The sequence below is a fragment of the Saprospiraceae bacterium genome (assembly GCA_016712145.1).
Classification (GTDB): domain Bacteria; phylum Bacteroidota; class Bacteroidia; order Chitinophagales; family Saprospiraceae; genus Vicinibacter.
Genome location: JADJRO010000003.1, coordinates 290,442 through 311,760, shown reverse-complemented (window position 1 = coordinate 311,760; position 21,319 = coordinate 290,442). Strand labels below are relative to the sequence as shown.

Annotated in this window: 20 protein-coding genes; 11 read left to right on the top strand and 9 right to left on the bottom strand. The window is 35.7% G+C overall.

All coding sequences use genetic code 11. The annotated features are described in order from the left end of the window. Window positions 1-5 precede the first annotated feature (5 nt). The 9 genes from IPK91_13910 (at window position 6) to IPK91_13870 (ending at window position 9,556) form a co-directional block, all read left to right on the top strand. On the top strand, window positions 6-515 hold the full coding sequence (locus IPK91_13910) for a BatD family protein (protein MBK8298341.1): 510 nt from the start codon (window positions 6-8) through the stop codon (window positions 513-515). Beyond that, window positions 478-2,106: a protein BatD gene (locus IPK91_13905; protein ID MBK8298340.1), complete on the top strand. Its 1,629-nt coding sequence runs from the start codon at window positions 478-480 to the stop codon at window positions 2,104-2,106. Before IPK91_13910 ends, IPK91_13905 begins: the two co-directional genes overlap by 38 nt. A gap of 72 nt (window positions 2,107-2,178) precedes the next feature. Next, window positions 2,179-3,612, top strand: a complete 1,434-nt coding sequence (asnS, locus tag IPK91_13900) for an asparagine--tRNA ligase (GenBank protein MBK8298339.1) — start codon at window positions 2,179-2,181, stop codon at window positions 3,610-3,612. 16 nt (window positions 3,613-3,628) lie between these two features. Next, entirely contained in the window at window positions 3,629-4,228 is a 600-nt protein-coding gene (locus IPK91_13895) for an OmpH family outer membrane protein (GenBank protein MBK8298338.1), read from the top strand. Between the two features lie 10 nt (window positions 4,229-4,238). Continuing rightward, window positions 4,239-4,823, top strand: coding sequence for a DUF1211 domain-containing protein (locus tag IPK91_13890; protein ID MBK8298337.1), 585 nt, complete (start codon window positions 4,239-4,241; stop codon window positions 4,821-4,823). 56 nt (window positions 4,824-4,879) lie between these two features. Further along, window positions 4,880-7,987, top strand: coding sequence for a hypothetical protein (locus IPK91_13885; GenBank protein MBK8298336.1), 3,108 nt, complete (start codon window positions 4,880-4,882; stop codon window positions 7,985-7,987). A 54-nt stretch (window positions 7,988-8,041) separates the two neighbouring features. Further along, window positions 8,042-8,680: a response regulator transcription factor gene (locus tag IPK91_13880; protein ID MBK8298335.1), complete on the top strand. Its 639-nt coding sequence runs from the start codon at window positions 8,042-8,044 to the stop codon at window positions 8,678-8,680. 82 nt (window positions 8,681-8,762) lie between these two features. Beyond that, window positions 8,763-9,059 (top strand): hypothetical protein, encoded by a 297-nt coding sequence (locus IPK91_13875; GenBank protein ID MBK8298334.1) that lies wholly within the window; start codon window positions 8,763-8,765, stop codon window positions 9,057-9,059. 107 nt (window positions 9,060-9,166) lie between these two features. After that, window positions 9,167-9,556, top strand: a complete 390-nt coding sequence (locus IPK91_13870; GenBank protein ID MBK8298333.1) for a hypothetical protein — start codon at window positions 9,167-9,169, stop codon at window positions 9,554-9,556. A 328-nt stretch (window positions 9,557-9,884) separates the two neighbouring features. Here IPK91_13870 and IPK91_13865 read toward each other — a convergent pair whose 3' ends face one another. The 9 genes from IPK91_13865 to IPK91_13825 all read right to left on the bottom strand — a co-directional run bounded on the left by IPK91_13865 (window position 9,885) and on the right by IPK91_13825 (window position 19,680). Then, a complete protein-coding gene (locus IPK91_13865; protein MBK8298332.1) occupies window positions 9,885-10,802 on the bottom strand; it encodes a TerC family protein in 918 nt (305 codons plus the stop codon). Between the two features lie 379 nt (window positions 10,803-11,181). After that, the gene (locus IPK91_13860; GenBank protein ID MBK8298331.1) at window positions 11,182-11,691 is read right to left on the bottom strand and encodes a hypothetical protein; all 510 of its coding nucleotides are present in this window, start codon (window positions 11,689-11,691) and stop codon (window positions 11,182-11,184) included. Further along, on the bottom strand, window positions 11,633-12,283 hold the full coding sequence (locus IPK91_13855) for a 4'-phosphopantetheinyl transferase superfamily protein (GenBank protein ID MBK8298330.1): 651 nt from the start codon (window positions 12,281-12,283) through the stop codon (window positions 11,633-11,635). The genes IPK91_13860 and IPK91_13855 overlap by 59 nt, the downstream gene beginning before the upstream one ends. 2 nt (window positions 12,284-12,285) lie before the next feature. Next, window positions 12,286-12,837 (bottom strand): UbiX family flavin prenyltransferase, encoded by a 552-nt coding sequence (locus tag IPK91_13850; protein MBK8298329.1) that lies wholly within the window; start codon window positions 12,835-12,837, stop codon window positions 12,286-12,288. A 10-nt stretch (window positions 12,838-12,847) separates the two neighbouring features. After that, window positions 12,848-14,131: a bifunctional folylpolyglutamate synthase/dihydrofolate synthase gene (locus IPK91_13845; GenBank protein ID MBK8298328.1), complete on the bottom strand. Its 1,284-nt coding sequence runs from the start codon at window positions 14,129-14,131 to the stop codon at window positions 12,848-12,850. 16 nt (window positions 14,132-14,147) lie between these two features. Beyond that, window positions 14,148-18,152, bottom strand: a complete 4,005-nt coding sequence (locus IPK91_13840) for a hypothetical protein (GenBank protein ID MBK8298327.1) — start codon at window positions 18,150-18,152, stop codon at window positions 14,148-14,150. 36 nt (window positions 18,153-18,188) lie between these two features. Beyond that, the gene (locus IPK91_13835; protein MBK8298326.1) at window positions 18,189-18,887 is read right to left on the bottom strand and encodes a leucyl/phenylalanyl-tRNA--protein transferase; all 699 of its coding nucleotides are present in this window, start codon (window positions 18,885-18,887) and stop codon (window positions 18,189-18,191) included. 6 nt (window positions 18,888-18,893) lie between these two features. Beyond that, window positions 18,894-19,196 carry an ATP-dependent Clp protease adaptor ClpS gene (locus IPK91_13830; protein ID MBK8298325.1) on the bottom strand — a complete coding sequence of 101 codons (303 nt, stop codon included), beginning with the start codon at window positions 19,194-19,196 and terminating at the stop codon, window positions 18,894-18,896. Window positions 19,197-19,206: 10 nt separating this feature from the next. Next, complete coding sequence (locus IPK91_13825) at window positions 19,207-19,680, bottom strand: redoxin domain-containing protein (GenBank protein ID MBK8298324.1); 474 nt, start codon at window positions 19,678-19,680, stop codon at window positions 19,207-19,209. Window positions 19,681-19,736: 56 nt separating this feature from the next. On the opposite strand from IPK91_13825, the gene IPK91_13820 reads away from it, so the two are divergent. Next, window positions 19,737-20,630: a DMT family transporter gene (locus tag IPK91_13820; GenBank protein ID MBK8298323.1), complete on the top strand. Its 894-nt coding sequence runs from the start codon at window positions 19,737-19,739 to the stop codon at window positions 20,628-20,630. 63 nt (window positions 20,631-20,693) lie between these two features. After that, window positions 20,694-21,302 (top strand): superoxide dismutase, encoded by a 609-nt coding sequence (locus tag IPK91_13815; GenBank protein MBK8298322.1) that lies wholly within the window; start codon window positions 20,694-20,696, stop codon window positions 21,300-21,302. Window positions 21,303-21,319: the final 17 nt, after the last annotated feature.

Sequence of the window (21,319 nt, the reverse complement as noted above, 5' to 3'; positions counted from 1 at the left end):
TTGGCATGAAAACAATTCTTTTTATTTTATTTGTTGGTATTCAACTCGTGCATTCACAGGAATTGCAATTTAATGTTTCTGTAAGCAATGACACCCTTTTATTAGGAAATTACCTGGAAGTAAAATTTGAAATTAAAAATGGTTCAGGCAAGTTTTTACCACCTGATTTTTCAGGCTGGAACCTTGTTTCAGGTCCAAATACGGCGTCCAGCTATTCGTTTATGAACGGACAAGTTAGTCAGACCAGTTCATATACTTATTATTTAGAAGCTCCTTCAGATGGTGAATTTATAATTGAGTCAGGAAATTTACAAACTGAAGAAAAAACCTACAAAACACCTCCGGTAAAAATTATTGTATTTCAAAATCCAGAAGGCATTAGGCAACGCCCAAAAACCAAACAAGAAGAACGCATTGTACCTGAAGAGTCGGTACCATCAACAGAGCCTAAGAAAAAAGAAAAGTTACCAAACTCTGATGAAAAAACATCTGACTGTTGTATTTGTATGTTTTAGTTTACTTCTGTTTGGGCAAGTAAGCTTTGAAGTCATCACGGATGCTCAAAGTGTTTTACAAAACAGTAGTTTCCAGTTGAGTTTTAAACTCAGTAATGCACAAGGATCGAATTTTAATGCACCTGATTTTAGTCCGTTTCAGGTAATTGCAGGTCCGGCCCGTTCGATGCAAACCAGTATTATCAATGGAGCCATGACGTCCTCCATAGGATATGTATATACACTTGCATGTAATCAAGTTGGAAGCTTTACTATTAAACCTGCCAATATCTTAGTTAATGGAAAAGTTCTCTATAGCAAGCCCATTACGATTAAGGTTGTTAAAGCGCAAGCCAATGCAAGCAATGGCGCCGAAATAATTGTAAGAGCTTTTTTGGATAAGACTGAAGCCTATCTTGGAGAACAAATTTGTTTGACTTATAAATTATATACCCAGGTTAATATTGACAATATGGAAATGGGAACACATCCTAATTTGGATGCATTTCAGGACCAGGCTGTTAATATGTTGAACAATCCTACCTTGCGTGAAATTTATAACGGCAAGGAGTACACAACAAAAATTCTTTCTAAAACCATTTTGTTTCCAGTCAAAAGCGGTCGGATCCATATTGATCCTTCGGTATATCGATTTGTAAAAGGGGAACGCGATCCCTTTGGAGTTGGAATGACATCTATGTTTCGTTCTGAAGTTGTCAATGTTTCCACAAATGATTTGGAAATTCTGATTAAAGAATTACCTCAACCCATTCCTGAAAATTATAGCGGTGCAGTGGGATCCATGTCCATTCAATTCAGTCCTTTAAACAGGACTTATTCATTAAATGATGCCATTCATTTAGGACTTCAACTTCAGGGAGATGCCAACTTTAATACCTTGAATCCGGATTTTATTAAATTGGATTCCAGCTTTGAAATTACAGATTCCAAAAGTGGAGATATCATTAAAGTTACTGATGAACCCCGTTTAACAAATACCCGAAAATTTGACTTTCTCTTATTGCCAAAAAAATCCGGACAATTTATACTAGCACCGGGCTTTGTATACTTTAATACCGAATTAAAAAAATACATTCACTTGCAAGACAGTTTTTTACTCCAGATAAGTCCCGGCCACGAAACTGCAAAAAACAATGCACCAGATGCGATATTGGATCCAATTATCGAACACCCTAAACTCATTGCCGGGCATGATTATTTATTCAATGATCCAAAAATATGGCTGCTCAGTCTTTTTCCAATTGCCTTATTGTGTATCGGGCTGATTAGAAATACCCGATTGAAAAAGAAGCAACTGGATCCCGATTCATTTGAATTTCAAACTACCGATCCGGGTGAATTAAATTTAGATGGATTAGAAATTCAACTTCTTCAAAAGATAAACAAGGTATTTAAAAAGGATACCCGTTTTAAGTCCTTGACTGAAGCGAAAATGTATTTAAATTTTATCATTAAGGACGATACAAAACCAATATCCTTTTTAGACCTAATTCAACAGTTAGAAGCGATGAAATACAGTGGAATCCAGGATGTAACAAAACTGAAGGATTTGCAAGCACGTATCGCGCGGCTGGATGAGCTATCCATCTAAATTACAAGGGATTAAATACGAAATTCTCAATGATTTGGTTTAAAATTTTATCTTTGCGGATTAATTTTAACCATGGTAACTCGATCTATTAAAAATATATTAGCTTCTCAGGAATTTGGACATCCATTGAAGGTTCAGGGCTGGGTACGCGCTTTTCGAAGCAATCGATTTATTGCTTTAAATGATGGATCCACACAAGCTAATTTACAATTGGTAATTGATTTTACACAATTTGATGAATCACTGATCCGACGAATTTCTGTTGGAGCAGCACTTGAAGCAGAAGGCCTCTTGGTTTCTTCCCAAGGCAGTGGCCAAACCATGGAATTGCAAATTACTAAATTGAATATTCTTGGAGATTGTGATCCTTCAAGTTATCCGCTCCAACCAAAAAAACACAGTTTGGAATTCTTAAGACAAATTGCCCATTTAAGATTTCGCACAAATACATTCGGTGCAATTTTTAGAATTCGTCATACCTTGTCTTTTGCGATTCATGAATTTTTCAATAGCCGAGGATTTTATTATTTACACACGCCAATTATAACTGCTTCAGACGCAGAAGGTGCAGGTGAAATGTTTCAGGTAAGTACCTTGGATTTAAATAACATTCCTAAAAATGATGATGGAAGTATAAACTTTAAAAAGGATTTTTTTGAAAGGCCAGCCAATTTAACAGTATCGGGTCAGTTAGAAGCAGAATTAGCTGCAATGGCCTTATCAAAAGTATATACATTTGGTCCGACATTTCGCGCAGAAAATTCAAATACACCCAGACACCTTGCTGAATTCTGGATGATCGAACCAGAAGTTGCTTTTGCTGATCTGAATGACAACATGAATCTTGCAGAAGCTCTCTTGAAATACGTGATTCAAAAAGTTATGACTGACTGTCCGGATGATTTAAAATTCTTGAATGATCGCGAACAAGAGGAGGATAAACAAAAACCACAAAATGAGCGAAACGAACTCAGTTTATTGGAACGTTTAACATTTTGTGTAGAAAATAAGTTTGAACGGCTTAGTTATACAGAGGCAATTGACATATTAAAAAATTCCAATCCAAATAAAAAAGGCAAGTTTCAGTTCCCGGTTGAAAACTGGGGAACCGATTTGCAATCGGAACATGAACGCTACCTAGTAGAAAAGCATTTCAAAAAGCCTGTGATCCTCTCTGATTATCCCAAAGAGATCAAAGCGTTTTATATGCGTCAAAATGAAGATGGCAAAACGGTTGCAGCCATGGATATTCTATTTCCAGGTATAGGAGAAATTGTTGGAGGCTCTCAACGTGAAGAACGGCTGGAAAAATTAGAAACCCGCATGCAGGAAATGCACATTCCAACTGAAGAAATGTACTGGTATCTGGATACGCGTAAATATGGTTCCTGTCCACATGCAGGATTCGGTTTGGGATTTGAAAGGCTTGTATTATTTGTAACAGGAATGACAAATATCCGGGATGTTATTCCGTTTCCAAGATTTCCCGGGAATGCTGAATTTTAAAAAAAAAATGATTTAAATGAAACCTATCAATTGGATTTTACATGGCTTGTCTTTACTTGCCATTTTATTTTTACTATATAAACAATTTTCATGCTCAGGAAATTGTCAAGCAGCCAATGATACAAAAAAGGATTCTGATGCAGCAGCGAGCCCTGGTGATTTTCAGGCTGCATTTTTTTATTCAGACAGCTTGCTGGGACAATTAAAATTTTTCAAAGAAAGTGAAGCTACCTTTAAGAAAAAACAAGAAAGCATGATGAAAGAGCTTCAAGCAAAGGAAGAAGCCATGCAACGGGAAGTCCAGAAGTTACAGAAAAATGCAGAAAACATGACCCGCAATGAAATGGAAAATGCTCAAAAGCGACTTGGTGGAATGGAACGTGATTTAATGGAACGTAAAGAAAAACTTTCCGGACAATTTGCTGAAGAAACTGCTGAATTTAATGAAGCCCTTCATAAAAAAGTGATTTCTTATCTGGAAGAATTTAATGCAACTAAAAAGTACAAATTCATTTTTTCAGTTGCCCGTGAAGGAAATATATTTTATTCAGATCCCAGCCTGGACATAACAAACGAAATGATAAAAGCACTTAACGAAAAATACAGCCAACAATAAATAATTCCGAATGAATAAAACAAGACTTGAAGCATTCAGCGATGGTGTACTGGCAATTATTATAACCATTATGGTATTGGAAATTAAAGTTCCACACAAGGCGGATATTGAGAGTTTGTTGGAATTGCTTCCTGTTTTTATTTCGTATTTATTGAGTTTTATTTATTTAGGTATTTATTGGGGAAATCATCATCATTTGTTTCATTCAATTTCAAAAGTTACCAGTGGGGTATTTTGGGCAAATCTAAATTTGCTTTTTTGGTTATCCTTAATTCCTTTTGCAACCGGTTGGATGGGTGAAAACCATTTTGCGCCGATTACAGTTTCCTTATATGGGGTTGCACTTCTGATGCCTGCACTTGCATATTATATTCTTCAAACATTGGTTGTAAAACATCATTTGCATGCTGAAGCGTTCCAACAAGCGCATCAGAAGCAAAATGTAAAAGGGAAAATTTCATTGGTATGCTATATTTTAGCAATTGTGTTGGCTTTTTATTACACCCCGCTATCAGGAATCTTATTCGTTTTTGTAGCCTTGATGTGGATTATTCCTGATAAAAATATAGAAAAAGTGTTTTCGGAATCTAATTAAAGGCAATTCGGTCCCCCAGTCTGGATCATTCACTACTTTTTTTATATTTTTGATGAATGTATGTAGCTTCTTCAAGAATATTTTCTGGCTCCAAATACAAAAGTTTTTGCGTTCAGTTGTTTATTAGTTTTTGCTTATTACAGCAGCCAATTTACACCCAAGATGTACTAATTCCGTTTGAACGGTTTGGAGAATCCAAGGGGCTCCCTGCACCAGTTTATAAAATCGCACAAGATCATTTTGGGTATATTTGGCTAGGTACCTCCGATGGATTAGCCCGATTTGACGGCAAAAACTTCAAACTTTACAATTCAAAATTAGGCGATAGCACCAGCATCCCCAATAATATAATAAATGATTTAATAGTTGATACCTATAACCGAATTTGGATTGCAACGAATGGTGGCATCTGTTACTATGATTATGAAATAGCCCGATTTGTTAGAATTAAACTTCCTCAAACTCTGGAAAAATCTGACTTATATAGAGTGCATTGCATTCGGATGGATGCGTTTGGAAGAATTTGGTTTGCCACCAAAACCGCCGTCCATCGATTAGGAGATTCATTTGATGTGGAAGCTTCTTATCACCCCTCTGAAAAAAATAATCTGGTAATAAAATCAATCTATTTAGATATCAACGAAAATTTATTTATTGGTACAAATCAAAGTGAAGTCATCCAATATAATCTTTGTACCGATGTACAGAAAAGTGTAAATATAGCATCAAGGCATTCAAAAGAAATTCGTTCTACAACAACGCAAAGACTGTTGGTTAAATTTAATGATAGCAGTTTACTGGTCGGATCCTGGTTAGGTGGCTTGAATCAACTAAACTACAGCGATGTAAAATTGAAAGCAATTCATTTAGATGCCAAGCAAGATATCGATATAAAAAGCAATATTGTAACAGGCATTGTAATCCAAAATGATAGTTGTTGGTGGATTGGGACATTTGGTGCTGGAATATCCTTTTATAACCCTAAAACCAGCAGGTATTATCGAAGTATAAAACATGATCCTGGAAATGGGTATAGTCTCAGCTCTAATTATATTCATGAACTGTTTAAAGACGAAGCAGGTGCCATTTGGGTTGCCACACAAGATGGTGTAAATAAATATGATCCAAGGTCACATCAATTTTCAACAATCCAAATCCCTTTACAAAATAATGAAATATCCATTTATCGAAATCCATACAGCATTGTAGCCAATTTGCAGGATATTCCAGAGCGCAGTCTTTTAATTTCAATACCTGGATTGGGAATCTTAAATTTCAATAAGCAAACACGTGAATTCAAACAAGTATTAAGCAAATACATTGGGCCTAATGGAATTTTCGGAAATAAGATTTATCAATTAGAATTTATTAATAAGAATGAATTATTAATATTGGAATCTAGCAGGTTGCTTAAATATGATTTTAGAAATCAAAGCATGGTTGTATTGAATTCAAGTAAATCCTGTAAGTTTGAAAACGCCCGAAAATTAAAGATTGATAAAAATAAAAATTATTGGATTAGTTCATCTACTTCCGGAGTTTATAAATTAGACTCAAGCTTTGAAATTTGTAATCATTTATTAAGTAATCCTGATACGACAAATTCCTTACAGGATAATGCAATATTTTGCATATTGGAAGATCACAAAGGAACTATTTGGTTCGGATCCCAAAACTCAGGTTTGAGTAAATACGATGCAAAAGATGTTCGTTTCACATATTACAAACATGATAAAAACAATCCACAGTCTCTTCCTGATAATGCAGTTTATGATCTTTATGAAGACAATCTAAATTTTATTTGGATCGCAACTGAAAATGGTTTAGCCCGCTTGGATCCAAGCAATCAAAAAATGAAAATTATTACTATATCCGAAGGATTGCCCAATAACAATATAAGTTCGATTACTCCGGATAGGCATCAAAACTTATGGTTAACAACCAATCAAGGAGTTGCAGTTTTAAACGGTTCCAACGGAAGCATCCAGGTTTATGTACAAATGGATGGACTTGCCACGAACCGAATGGATGGAGCCAGTTATACAGGAACCGATGGAAGTATTTATTTTTCTACCAACAGCATGATGAGTTGGAGCCAAACAGGCCAATTTATTAAAAATACAATTCCCCCAAAGGTTTACATCAGTAACGTAAAAGTATACGGAGAAGATGTTCCGTCGCAACGTATTAAAAATAAATTAAAACCAATTCATATAAATTACAGGCAAAATATATTTACAGCTGAATTTGCTGCACTAAGCTTTACAAATAGTACTAAGAATAAATTTGCCTATACATTAGAGGGTTATGACAATGGATTTATTTACAGTGGCAATAATTCCATTGCAAATTACTCAAACATACCCGGAGGAACCTACACTTTTAAAGTTAAAGCTGCTAATAATGATGGAATTTGGAGCACAGTCATTGACCCCCTTGAATTGATTGTTCACCCTCCATTTTGGAAAACAGCCTGGTTTTTAGCACTTTGTTGTATATTAATTGTTGGTCTTGGTTATTCTTATTATAAAATTAAAATTCAACAGATTATAAAATTACAGCAATTACGCAATTCTATTGCTCGGGATTTACATGATGAAATCGGATCAACCCTCAGCAGCATTCAACTGAATAGTAATTTATTGGAAAAACAATTGCAACAAAATACACAGCAAGTTTCATTATTAAATCGAATTCAATCTGCATCAAAACAAGCAATTGAAATGATGAATGAAATCATCTGGTCAGTACAACCAAAAAATGATGCTTTGGATATGTTATTTATCCGGATGAGACAATACGCATCTGAAATTTTAGAAGCTGCTGAAATTGCATTCAAATTTGAAGTTTTGGAATTCACTAGCAACGTTGATTTGCCCCTGGACAAAAGAAAAGATTTGCTTATGATATTTAAGGAAGCAATTAACAATTTAGCTATATATTCCAGTGCGAGTCTGGCTCACATTGAAATCTCAGTAAATAAAAAACAATTTGAATTGACAATTGCTGACAATGGATTAGGCTTTAATTCATTAGAACCGACAACTGGAAATGGTATAAAAAATATGAAGGATCGTTCCGATCGATTACACGCTAAAATTTCTATAGAATCAATTCCCGGGCATGGTACCACCATAAAATTAACGATTCCGCTAATCACATGATTATGGGATTTAAATCTAGCTTTTAGTATCTATCTTTATTCAATCGATTGACGCATGCAAACCATTACCCTTGTTATTTATGAAGACAATGCATTCTTGCGGACTAGTTTGCAAGATAGCCTTGCCCTTCTTGAAGACATGCAGGTAGTTGGAGCCTTTGAAAATTGCAATGAAGTGGTTGAACAAATTACTTCCTTAAGGCCGAATGTTGTGCTTATGGACATTGGGATGCCAGGGATTAATGGCATGGAAGGACTCAAATTGATCCGGAAAAATATTCCGGGAACTTTAGTAATGATGTTGACCGTTTTTGAAGACAATGACAATATATTTGAAGCTATATGCCATGGCGCTTCAGGCTATTTACTTAAAAGTGCGTCAACGCAGAAAATCGTTGAATCAATCCGGGATCTTGCAAACGGTGGAGCTCCGATGACGCCTTCAATTGCGAAAAAAGTACTGACCTTGTTTCATAAGCTGACATTACCTGCTGAAGATCAATTTGGACTCAGTCCACGTGAAAAAGAAGTTTTGGATTTGCTAACTTCCGGTTTTAGCTATAAAATGATTGCAGAAAAGTGCTTCATTTCTCTGGAAACGGTTCGATCGCACATTAAAAAAATTTATGAGAAACTTCAGGTACATTCCGCAACCGAAGCTGCTTCTAAAATGTCGATGAAAAAATATATTTAGATAATTTCCCATAATTATGGGATTGTAATTTGACAATACTTTCACAATTTTGCATAAATATTAAAAACTAAAAAAGACCAATATGTATATAGCAAGAGACACATTTCACATTCAATTTGGAGCCTTTAAAAATGTGCTTCCAGGTTTACGGGCTGCTATAAGCCAAAATCTATTTCCAGCGGCCGGTACAAAAATTCTAACCGACTTTACAGGTGAATCGTACCGGATAATTATTGAAATGCAATTCAATACCTTAGCAGAATATGAAAACATGTTAGTCAATGGAATGAAAGATCCAGCTTGGCAAGCTTGGTATGAGGGATTTAAACCTCATGTTAAAAGTTCGAATCGCGAATTGCTTAAACTGATTGAAATGTAAATAAGCTCATTGGGAGCTAAGCGAATTTAAAAGATACTTGGGTTTATGAAGTAATGGAATTTTGATGCAATTCAAGACAATTTAAAATTAAATAAAAACAATTTTATATGAAAATAATTCAATTAATCTGCCTGGTAATTTTGTCAAACTTTATCGCATGTGTTCAAAACACAACTAAAAATTTGGATGGAAACTCTTATCAAATAAGTGCATGGGATATCAATCATCCTGAAAAACAAGATCCGGATATTATTGTATTTAAAAACAATACGATGGATTCTGAAAGTTGCCATCAATATGGATTCTCTGCCAGTCCTTACCAGTGCACTTATAAAGATGGAGTATACAGCTTTAGTTCAACTACAAAAAGCAGTACAGAAGGAGAAATGCAGTTTACCGGCACAGTTAAAGATCATGAAATTTCTGGAAGCTTTATTTGGAAAAAAGCAGGACAAGCTGATATCCAGTATGCTTTCAAAGGCAATTTAAAAAATTAAAGGGAAGCTCTAATAAGCCTATGAATATACATCTTGCATCAACTCATTAGGTTCATTAGAGTTTTATATTGACTTGGAATAGCTTCAAAGTCAGTGCTTAACTCGAAATTCGTGTTCAATGAATATTCTATTTCACAGCTGCTCGAATTTCTTACAGGGCGCCTTGTCTTATTACAATTTAATTACTACAAATCCCTATGATCATTCTGGGATCAGGATTTAGAAGGTTAATTTGCCTTAATTCTACAGGATTCGAATTTCCTCTTGACTGTATTGATGAATCTGAATTTGGATTTTAAAAAGTGTTCTTTCCCTCAAAAAAAAAGCTTTACAATTTCTTATTTACAGCAAGCATGGAAGTAAATATTGACAAGGATAAAATGGCTAAGATCACCAATAAAGAGTAAAGAGGATCGATTTTATAATAATCTGAAACCAACATCTTCGTTCCAACATAGGTTAATATTGCTGCCAAACCATATTTTAAATAAATAAAGTATTTTGAAATTGCAGATATTGCAAAGAATAGCGACCGCAAACCTAAAATAGCAAACACGTTTGAAGTAAATACAATAAAAGGATCAGACGTAATGGCTAAAATAGCTGGAATACTGTCTACAGCAAAAATTAAATCTGAAACTTCAATAAAAATAAGAACAACCATCATGGGTGTTGCGAGCAATACCCCATTTTCACGAATGAAAAATTTATCTTTATGATAGGTATCTGTGATTCTAAAAAATCTTTTAAATAATCGAATAACCGGGTTTGAATCTGGCTTAATTGAAATTTCATCCTGAAATGCTAAGCGAATGCCCGTAATGACTAAAAATCCTCCAAAAACAAAAATGATCCAGTGAAATTTTTCTATCAAAAGGATGCCAGACAGTATAAATGTTATACGCATCAACATAGCACCCAAAATGCCCCAGAACAATATTTTATGTTGATATTTTGGCGGGACTTTAAAGTACGAAAAAATCAACATAAAGACAAACACATTGTCAATAGACAATGACTCTTCAATCAGGTACCCTGTAAGAAACTGGAGTGCCTTTTCACTCCCCATGAAGTGGTAGATCCCTATATTAAATATCAAAGCCAGACTGACCCAAAACATGGTCCACATCAAGGCTTCCTTTAATTTAATTTCGTGATTTTCTTTGTGGAAAACGCCCAAATCCAAGGCGAGCATCAAAACAATAAATAACACGAACCCACCCCACAACATTAGTTCCTGACTCATATTCTATCTGATTTTGATTGCTTGAGGGAAATTCTAATAAAAAACCTACTTACAGCGCCAAATTTTCTTAAATACCTCATTTACAACCTTAAACTCGGAATTTAATAAACTTAATGCCCGACTGAAGAGTTTTCTGAACACCCATTAAATATATAAAACAAACTAACACAAAGTCAAACACTTTGTTTTAAAATTCCATCTGTATCAGCTTCGTTTTCTAGTATATAAATTCAGAAATATTGAGGAAAGTTCCCCAAATTGAATAGAAATTGACCAAATTATAAATACCAAACGCTACCTTATTCAAATCCCATACCCTTAAAACGCAGCAATTAGGTTCTTGAATAATCCAATTTCCTTCAATAGTCCTAAAGAAAAATTAATTACTTACATATTTATTTAAACCCCCATAATAGATCAATCGCCAGCCGCTTGATGAGTTTGCAAATCTGCGAATAATGGTTAAGCCATACTTTTTTTCTGTAATTCGCTCTTCAATGATGATACCTCCTAATTCTAAATAAACGATGGTATTGGACTTTGGATCAAATAATTTATGAAGCATCCATTGGTCAATTGTATAATAAAATGGATTGACTTGCACATCTTCAGGATCTGCATGATCCGGGAGTCCCTCTAAAGGAAAAACAATATGTTCCATTTGAAACAAACTGTCTTCATGAAATTTAATATAAAATGCCTTAAAGGATTCTGGAAGCTGCTCAAATTGAGTTTGCCCCGTGATCGCCTGTACCTGACTATCAACAGGTCGAGTTGGACTGTTTTTACAAGAGAATAAAAAGACTCCTGAGAAAACTATAAAATACCAATCAAACTTCCTGAGCAAGTGACCAGCAAAAGTCGGAGTGAATTTGAGAATAGATTTCATAATGTGTTTCAATTTGATTATTGATCAAGCGCGCGTTTGTTTTTTGAATTCCATCCTTTGGAGCAATTACATCAATTGTTATCTGTTTATCAAAATGAATCCCTTTTTGACCATATGCCTTATAGACAGCCTCTTTGACAGTCCAGGCACAGGATAAACTTTGAATTGTTTCGAAAGATTTTAAAGCAGCAGATTCATGTCTGCTTAAAAATCTTTGTGCAACTCTGAATATCTTTTCTGAATAACATTGTAAATCAAATCCGATGGTTTTTTTCGATAAGGCAACGGCTGTAAAGTTTGATGAATGTGAAATCGAAATGTGTTGTTGTTTACTTTTTAGATAAATTTTTCCAGCCTCATTTTTATATAAATGACTATCAAGTATTCCAGCAATATGAAAAATTAGAAACCTGGATGCAAGATACTCTAAGCGTTTGGAAGGATGGATGGTGTCCAACCAATTGATTTGCCTTTCTTCCCAAGAGACTTCATTTAAGAAAAATGTTGCAGGTTCCTCAATTTTCCAAATATAAATATCTGATTCATTTAAAGTTTTTATATGTTGATAAATAGGCATTATAAATTCAATCAAACTTAAGCGGTTCCCCAACTAAATGACTTCGTATCCAATCCTATTAATTCCAATGCCCGATTGCTTACCGTAGCTGCCAATGCATCCATGGATTCAGGTTTAGAATAAAAAGATGGGATTGCTGGACAAATCAAACCGCCTGCTAAGGTGACCGATCGCATATTTTCGATATGGATTAAACTTAAGGGACTTTCTCTAAAAACAAGAACCAGTTTTTTTCTTTCTTTGAGCATCACATCAGCAGACCTGCTGATTAAATCATCAGACAATCCGTTTGCAATTCTTCCAAGTTGGCCTGCAGAACAAGGACAAATAATCATCGCATCGTATTTTCCTGAACCACTTGCAAATGGAGCTGAATAATCATCATTTTCAAATCTCTGAAAAGGGTATTTTCCAAGCGGGTAGTTTTCATTTTCTAATTCCCAATTAAAGCTTGCGTTTTTACTGAGTACCATTGAAATTTCCATTGCTGGCATTTCCATTAATTTGTCGAGCAACAACCTTGCATAAATTGAACCACTTGCTCCTCCAATTGCAATTACTAATTTCATATCTTACAATTTATAAAAATTCACCTACGACAAAAATACTTCCACTCACTACAATCAGATCCTCTTTTCCAGCATGCTTTCTGGCTGCACGTAAGGCTTGCTTTGGTTTGCTATAACAGCTTCCGGATAAGCCATACGCTTTTGCTTGTTGCTGAAGCTCCTGTTCATCCAAAGCCCTTGGAATTGAAGCCTTGACAAAATAATAGGAAGCATCTTTAGGTAACTGAACAAGTACTTTATCAATTGGTTTATCCTTTACAAAACCACAAATAAAATGCAGTTTGTTGAAATGGATTCCTTCTATTTGACGAACTAAATATTTTATTCCATCTTCATTGTGGGCACTATCAACAAAAACATCCGGATCACTTGCAATTTGTTGCCATCTTCCAACCATACAGGTTAATTCACTGGTCTTTTCGATGCCAATTGCAATTTTACTAGATTCCAGTTGTACAATTTTGAACGCATTTAATACCTGACATGCTGATAAAACGGTATTAATATTTTCCAATTGATAAATGCCATTCAAGGAAGGCTTTACAACCATCTCGTTTCCACCTAATTCAAAGCTTATACGATCCAGACCCTTTGGGCCTTCTTTGCTTTCAATCTTTGTATGATCTTGAGCATAGTAAATGGGCGCATGCATCGCTTTTGCAAAACTATTAAAAACAGGTTCTGATTCTATTTGTTTTCTACCAATTACTACCGGTGTATTCGTTTTAATGATACCTGCTTTTTCTTGAGCAATTTTTTCAAGACTGTCGCCCAACAAGTCGCTATGGTCCCAACTAATATTTGTAATAATACTCAACAGCGGTTGAATAATATTTGTCGAATCCAAACGCCCTCCTAAACCGGTTTCTATAACTGCAAAGTCAACTTTTTGCTTTTTAAAATAGGAAAAGGCCATTGCCACAGTCATCTCAAAAAAAGAAGGAGCCACCTTATTAAACAAATCCCTATTTTTTTCTACAAAACGGGTTATGTAGTTTCGCGAAATATAGCGTCCATTGATTTTAATACGCTCCCTAAAATCTTTGTAATGAGGCGATACGTACAAACCCGTTTTATAACCATGCGCCTGCAAAATAGCTGCCATCATATGTGATACAGAACCTTTGCCATTTGTACCGGCAATGTGGATGCATTTTAATTTTTGTTGCGGATTATCCAATGCTTCACATAAGGCCCGAATGTTGGTAAGGTCTTTTTTATAAGCCGTTTTTCCCTGTCTATGAAACATAGGTAAGGCATCATACATGTATTGAAGGGTTTCTCTATAGTTCATGTAAAGAACAAAAAGCTTATTCGATAACCAATAATTTTTTAAATACCAATTGATTCTTTGATTCAAAACTCAATAAATATGTTCCCGGTTTTAATTCTGGAATCCGGGTTTCACAATTATTATTAAATTTAATAATTTTTAGAATCCGCCCACGATCATCCATAAGTTTTGCAACAATTTCACCATCCATGGTGGTTTTAATTGATAGTGGATCTTGTGAATTTAATGGATTAGGAGAAATTTCGATTAGCGTTTCATTTACATTTCGAACCGGATTTTTAACAGCGACTAACATGGTATCTCCTACAGTTTTAGAGATGAGCAATTGGCTGCTTTCCTGCACTTTCGTTTTAGTAAATTGAGCAGATGCGTTTGGGCCTGACTGCAAACTACTTCCATTAATTGCAAGTACCCAACTTGTGGTGTCCTCATTAGGGCCTCTTTTAAATAAATTTAATTCGCCAGCCTGGGTTTGTGCCCGAACCAGACCAATATGATCAAAACTCAAGATTTTGAATGGGGTGTGCGAAAGATTCGATCCATAATTATGGAGGATCCAGTATGAATTACTTACCGGTCTATTGTCAGGATTAAAGTTTGAGGGTGGAATGTAATTTATGCGGCTTACACACAATTCCCCATTTGGGAATACGCCGCTGTCTTCTGTTTCTACAGTAAGGCCTGTAAGTCCAAACGAATAAATTCCCTTAGACCGAATATCCATACGCACACTGGTACCCGGACCAATTGGTGCTGTTGATGGAATTAAAATAGCATTGCCTCCCAAGGATCCGTGAAATGAATTTTCTTTATCCAAAATTTTTGCAGGTCCTTCATTGAATTGAAAATAACTCAGCATTCCGGGATTTGCTGTATGGGTTCTGCTCAAGTGCATGATTTCACGAATCTCTGAAATGCTTAAACTCCGATTGTACGCACATACTTCGTCTATTTCACCTCTAAAAAAACGATTTCCACCATTAAGATCAGCTCCTATAGTAATCGGACTATCAAAGTTGGAAGGATCAAATACGCCTGATTGGGTATAGGCCACTCCATCTTTGTAAATCGTAAGTGAATTGGGTGTAACAACTAAAGCTAAATGCGTCCAAACTCCTGGGATTAATCGAGCTTTAGAAACCCAATTGTATCCATTATTATTCCAATGGTATCGGAGGTCTCCATTTGTTAATACACTTAAACCAGATGTTGAGCTGCCACCACGCATAAATAAAATTCCAGCAAAATCACTTTGTGTTGCTGTTGATTTTACCCAAGCCATCATGGTAAACGTATTGGATTGAATTCCAAATGCAGGAATTTGTGCATATCCATTTGATCCAGTTAAGGAAAGAGCATGCCCTGGCAAACTATCTTTTTCACATTCATTGTTTACCCTTACATACATGGTATCTTTAAAAGTGCCGGAAGGTGTTTTTAAATTCATGATAATTTGCTTAACACCTACTGATTTGAAAATTACTTTAGGCGTTCTTGTATTTTGTCCAGCCAGATACTGTGCATCAGCAATGTTCCAGGTCCAGCTTGCTCCGTTATGATTCACATTAGAATAATCATCAAAATAAAATGTATCCCGAATGCAAAAAGATTCTAATTTATTTGCCATGGCTTGTGGAATCACAGTGGAGTTTTCATAGAGATCCGTTTCCCAAACTCCAAATCCCCAACAACCATTTCTGATTTTTCCATCTCTGTAAAAGGGTTTCAATCGATTTGTTTCTGCACTTACAGGTAAACCGTCTGAATAGGCTTCCCATTCCGTCATGAGATCATTCCTATAATACACCCCGCGTTTTGTTCCAAGATAAACTCCTCCTTGTGTACCCAATTGATGTAATATATCCGAAATGGTAACATTATCCAATTTCGAAGTTGTCAAATTGATCCAGGATAATCCTCCATCAATGGTTTTATAAATTTTCTTGCCATTTGAACCATAAGTAAGTGCAACCCACAATTCATTTGGATTGCTTGCACTTAAACTCATTTTAACCCGGTCGTTATTATTAGGTAACGGAAGCGGAGCTAATTTTTTCCAGGACATTCCACCATCTGAACTTCTCCACATGGAATCATCTGTTCCATCCCATTGTGAACAGTAAATAACCTCAGGATGGCTTCTTGAAACTTCGATTTCAAAAACAGTGTTTGTAGTGTTTCCCGGAAAACTATATAACAACTGAAAGGTTGCACCGCCATCTGTGCTTTTCCAGATTTTATTTTCTCTTCCCAGGTAAATAATATTCCAACATTGTGGATGCCAGGTCATTTGGCTATTTGCATAATAGGCATACGATTCATTTGGGAAAAGGCCAACCGGAAAATAGCTAACTCCATTTTGTAAACCGGACTTCAGGGCATATCCTCCGATATCAGAAAAATAAGTTTTGCGTCCAGGTCCCGGATTTACATAACCAGTAGCAGCTTCGGCTCCACCCATGCGGTAATATGTATTTGCGGGAAAGGATTCATGCCAAGCCATATTTCCATTGTGGTATCTTCCTCCAACTAAAATATCTTCATTCCAACCGGAATCAAAACCCCAAAGGTCAGCACCTGAAATTCCATCCATTCGCGCTTCACTGCTAAGTCCAAAATCTTTTGAATAATTGATACCACCATCACTCCCAATCCATAAATCAGATCCACGTGCAGCTAAACACTGAATGTCTGGATGACTCCAAGGTAAGTTACCAACATAACCTCCAAGACTACTCCAGTTTGCTCCACCATCTGTACTTTTAAACCAAGAGGTACCGCCTGCAATTAATTCATTTTCATTTTTTGGATTTACGATGATCGCCATGTCATAAAATCCTTGATTAAATCCTGTGGTTCCATTATTGGCCATCAAATTTGTATGAGATGGAATGGTGTAGGTCCCTCCTACAAGTCCCGACGGATTTGTATTGTTCCAAATGAGTCCGTCATCCGAACTAACAAATACACCTACATACCCATTTAATGTACCGCCGGTACCACATAAATAAACGTAGATTTTTTTTGTGTTACTTGGACACTGTGCAATGTGGGCACCGGTAACGGATTCTCCCGCTCCTGGGTTGGACCAAATTGGAGAAACGCTTGACCAATTTACTCCCTCATTGGTGGATTTCATAAAATCGGATATTACGCCATTTAATCGAACACAAAAACTTGTATTGGGTGCATTCAATTTAAATTTTACTGTCCAACATTCTTCTGTAAATGCTTTTTTCCAATTTAATCCGCCATTTACAGACTGCAACATCCCTTTATTGCTCGCTGCTAAAATAATTTGTCCATTGTTTGGTTTGATTGCAAGATCATTGACCCATAAGCCACTTTCTGAATAGACCGTTGCCCAGGTTTTTCCACCGTCATTTGTTTTAATAATTTTTCCGCTGGTTGCAGCATAAACCGTATCAGGATTTTTTGGATGAATCCGAACGGCTCCAAATGCATCATGCAAAATACTGGAAGTGGTCAATTGCCAGTTTTTTCCATGATCGGTTGTTTTCCACAGTCCACCACTTTCTCCACCTGCATACAAAATTGTAGAATCGCTGGGTGCAATATCTATTGAATAGACATTTGTTTGCCAGGTCACTTTTGTAATTCCATCTGTATGATAGGTTTTTGAAGGACCGACAAATTTCCAATTGGCTGCAGGTGCTCTATGGATTGAATTATTTTTTCGAAGTTGCAATCGAATGCTTTCTTCAGTTAATGTTTCATGCGGTGTTGGGATATAAATGGTTCCATTGGTATCCATAAACTTTTGTGCCCAATGCATCCACAATTTGTAATATTGTGTGTAGGAGTTTTTAACAAATTCACGTTCTTTATAATATTCTGTATATGCTTTTTCAACTAAAAAAACATTTGGCAAGGGTTTAAAAATCAAATGCATGAATACCGGAGCGCTGGAATCTAAATGTATGCGTCCGGGTTGTTCCTGTGCAAAGCTCAGATTCACTAAAACAGACAAAGTAAAAGTGAGAAAGATATTTTTTAACATAATTCAATATTAATACCTAAAATTAGTCCATTCCTGTTAGAAATTGTTAAATTCTCCTGACCAGTTTTCGGTTACCAGTGAATTGCGCTTATTTTGTTCTAAATAGTTTAAAAAATCTGCTTGTGGAATGATAGAAGCACCCATGCGCTTCATGTGATCCGATTCCTGCTGGCAATCAATCCAGTCAAATTTTTTTACACTTAAAAAGTTTGCCAAATTTATCATAGCAAGTTTTGAAGTGTTCGAAATTTTAGAGAACATCGATTCTCCACAAAACATTTTTCCAATTGCCAATCCATAAATACCTCCTACAAGTTCTTCTGATTTCCACACTTCTATTGAATGTGCAATTCCCATTTGATGCAAATTAATATATGCCTGTATCATTTCTTCATGAATCCAGCTTTCATTTTGACCTTGACGCATTATTGACCCACAATTCCGCATTACTTGTTCAAAATCTTTATCCGCTGTCACAGAAAATGATTTGTTGTTTAATACACGATGCATACTTTTTGAAACGTGAATCTTTTTTGGGTCTAAGACCAATCTTGGGCTTAAGCTCCACCACATAATGGGTTCACCTAAATTATACCAGGGAAAAATTCCATTTTGATAGGCCAGAATGATTCGTTCTGCAGTGAGACTGCCCCCTATGGCCAGCAAGCCGTGTCGATCTGCTTTAGAAGGATGGGGAAAGTACAGCGGAAATTCCGGTAAAAAGGCAACCGGCAAGATTAATTATACTTTGATGGATTCTATAACTGCAGAAAGGCCCCGATCACATAAAGCATCTTTCATTGGTCTTAAAATATTAAAACTATCTGTTTTAACGATTGCTTTTCCTTTAAAATGAACAATCATAGATAGTTGTTCAGCTTGCTCAAAGGAATGTTTACAAATATCCATCAAACTTTCAATTACCCAATCAAATGTATTTACATCATCGTTATAAACAATCAGTTCAGAAAGACTGCCCAATTGATCTTCAACCATTACATCTTCTTCGATAGCTTCCCAGGTTCCCGGATTATTTTGCATCATAAGCAGGATATTAATTGAGATTTTTTAATACATGATTTATCGCCTCGAAATTAGGTAAATTTCCTGGATTATCCAAAATTTCCATATATCGAAGATGTCCTTCTTTGTCAAGTACAAAAGCGGAACGTTTTGCAACACCCCGAAGTCCTAAATTCCAAACTTCATCTATACAGTCATACGCTTTACACACAATTTTATTAAAATCTGAAAGCAATGGATATGGAATTTTGTTTACTTCTTTAAATTTAGCTAAAGTGTAAGGAGAATCTACAGATATCCCTAAAATTTGGGCATCCAATGATTCGTAAAGGGTCATATCATCCCTCATTTGACACATTTCTTGTGTGCAAGTTCCTGTAAATGCCAATGGGAAAAACAAAAGCAATACATTGTGTCCTTGAAAATCAGCTAATCGGATTTCCGTTTTATCTGAAGAAACTAAGGTAAACCCGGGGGCTTTTTCACCTAAATGTAAACTGCTCATGTATAAAAATTTAAGGGCACAAAATTAGATATTTGTTTCAATTTTCATAATCTTAAATGGATAGTGTAAAAAAGTCGTTTTTCCTCCTCCATCTGGCCATTTTTTTGTTCGGATTCACTGGAATTTTAGGTAAAATGATTCTTTTACCTGCTTTAGTCCTGGTTTGGTGGCGTTCATTACTTACTTGGGTCTTGATGTTGCCTAAAATGTACCGTGTTCAGGGTTTTCAAAAAATGGATGCCAAAACCTTCAAACGATTCATGTGGATTGGTTTATTGGTCGGGCTCCACTGGATTTGCTTTTATGGTTCGATAAAATTGGCAAATTCTTCGGTAGCAATGATTTGTTTAGCATTTATTCCATTATCAACGGCATTTTTTGAAGCCCTATTTCAAAAGAAGAAAATCAAAACTCTGGATATCGGAACAGGACTCATAATACTTCCCGGCATGTGGCTGATTCTTCAAAATATTGACTTTTCCTATCGATTGGGCTTTGGTGTTGGGATTTTAGCAGCTATTTTTTCAGCTGCATTTGCTACACTAAATAAGAAATTTATTAAAACTTCTGATGAAATTCTAATAAGTTGGATTGAACTTTTCTCTGTTTGGTGCTTAATGAGCCTCTTAATGCCTGTGGTCTATTTATTCGACCCGAATTTTAAATTTTTCCCCAGTGGAAATGATTGGTTCTATTTATTATTTCTTTCCTATTTCTGCACCGTCGTTGCCTATGTTTTTGTAATCAGGTCCTTGCAAAATCTAAGTGCATTTACTGCCATGCTCGCATTTAATATGGAGCCTGTTTATGGGATTATTTTGGCCATTGCCGTTTTAAAAGAACACCGACAATTAAACCTGCCATTTTATATTGGTGTATTTATTATTTTAACAAGCGTTTTGTTACATCCGTATCTTGAAAAGAAATTTGATCGATTTAGAACAAATTAATTATCCTAATTGTCTTATAGATTACGATTCGTTTTTTACATTTACGGATTGAAACAATAATTTATGCCATTCCTGTTACCAGAATTACCTTATCCACACCAAGCACTTGAGCCGCATATTGATACCAGAACCATGGAAATTCATCATGGGAAGCATCATGCAGCCTATACCAATAACCTCAATGCTGCAATAAAGGATAAGCCGCAGGAAAACCAAAGTATTGAGGAAATTTTACGAACCCTGGACATGAGCAATATGCCCCTTCGAAATAATGGAGGTGGTTATTACAACCATTGTATGTTTTGGGAAATGATGTCTCCACATGGTGGTGGAAATCCAAACGGTTCATTTAGTGAAGCAATTAACCGTGATTTTACATCGCTTGAAGCTTTCAAAGAAAAATTTGCACAAGCTGCCATCGGCAGATTTGGTTCAGGTTGGGCTTGGCTGTGTGTGCATCCTGGTGGTAAACTTGAAATTTGTTCAACCCCTAATCAGGACAATCCTCTAATGCCAAACACTGGGTGTGGTGGAATGCCTGTCATTGGATTGGATGTATGGGAACATGCATATTATTTATTATATCAAAACCGTCGTCCAGATTACATTTCTGGATTCTTTAATGTCATAAATTGGGAGTACGCAGAAAAACGCTACAATCAATTTAAATAAATTCCTATTATTTTTTT